This window comes from Brevibacillus sp. GCM10020057, assembly GCF_042683565.1.
Taxonomy (GTDB): domain Bacteria; phylum Bacillota; class Bacilli; order Brevibacillales; family Brevibacillaceae; genus Brevibacillus.
The window spans coordinates 1-1,310 of record NZ_JBHUJW010000019.1; the positions used below are offsets into that span (position 1 = coordinate 1).

At 48.3% G+C, this 1,310-nt stretch carries 1 protein-coding gene; it reads left to right on the top strand.

Features of this window, described 5'->3' with window-relative positions:
* Window positions 1–54 precede the first annotated feature (54 nt).
* The gene (istB, locus tag ACFSO0_RS05500) at window positions 55–780 is read left to right on the top strand and encodes an IS21-like element helper ATPase IstB (protein ID WP_376877468.1); all 726 of its coding nucleotides are present in this window, start codon (window positions 55–57) and stop codon (window positions 778–780) included.
* The last annotated feature ends 530 nt before the right edge of the window (window positions 781–1,310 follow it).

The window sequence follows — 1,310 nt, forward strand, 5'->3', positions numbered from 1 at the left end:
CGCGCGTAGAAGGTTCCCTTCACCGCTATGATTAACTTGTGGGGGTGAACTGAGATGCCGACGGCATTGGGAGATTTGTGCCGACAACTCCGGTTGGCGCATGTCGTGGACTATGTATCAACTCAGCAGAATGAACAAATACGTAGCATTGTGGAGCAAATCCTTGTTGCGGAACTGGACGGTCGCCGCCGCGCCAAGCTGGGGAAGCTTGTCCAGCAGGCAGGGTTCCCGCATATTAAGACTTTCGAGAGGTATGTGTATGACCATATCTCTTTCCCGAATGGCAGTAGTCCAGAGTTGCTTCGGGAATTGGATTGGCTCGAACGTAAAGAGAATTTACTTTTAATGGGAGCCGTAGGCACAGGAAAAACCCATATGGCAACGGCACTGGGCGTGGAGGCTTGTCGCCGGGGCAAGGCGGTACAGTTCTACCGGGCTTCCGATTTGGTCGCTGTGCTTCAAGAAAAATTTGCTCTGGGAACAGTCAGCCGATTTCGAGAGAAATTGAAAAAGATAGATTTACTCATTCTTGATGAAGTTGGCTACGTGCCGTTCAGCCAAACCGGATCTGAGTTATTGTTTAACGTGATCGCGGATTGCTATGAGCAACAGAGTGTGATCGTTACGTCCAACCTGGAGTTTGGCCAATGGACGTCGGTGTTTGGAGACACGAAGCTCACATCGGCGCTCGTTGATCGCTTGATCCACCACGCTCATATCCTCTCATTCACGGGCGAAAGCTTCCGTTTCAAGCAGGCAATGGATAGAATTCCTCTGTAGTTACAAACGGCTGGCAAGTGCTTAGGCAATTTTGGCTGCAAAACTGAGCATTTTCTACTTGCAAAACACAACCAGGTCACTGTGACGGCATAGTCTTCGCGCGCGGAGTCACGGATCAGGTAATGCATAGACTCCAGTTCATCCTGCTCCAGCGCTGGCATCTGCACCAGCCTCTCGTCTTCTTGCATCAAGAGTTAAAGCTCGCGTTGCTGAGGCAATACAAAACGACCTATAGTTGGATTGTCTAGCTTGCTGGTTTTCATGTTGCTCGCCTCCAAACAAGAACGTTTGTTCTGTATTGTACGCGAACAACATCCGAACATGCAACTATTATGTTACGAAATCTTGAACATATAGCACTTTCTAAAGGCGGAGGGTTAATGTAAATATTGTACAGATTTACTAATCTGGAGCTCTTCACCGTAAAACGTGCTTGATCTCCCTCTATCGCAGTTTTTCGTAGTTATGTAGCCGGTTTACACTCCAGTCTAATGCGAATCTTGAATCTCTCTAGATTGCGGTAGCCGTAG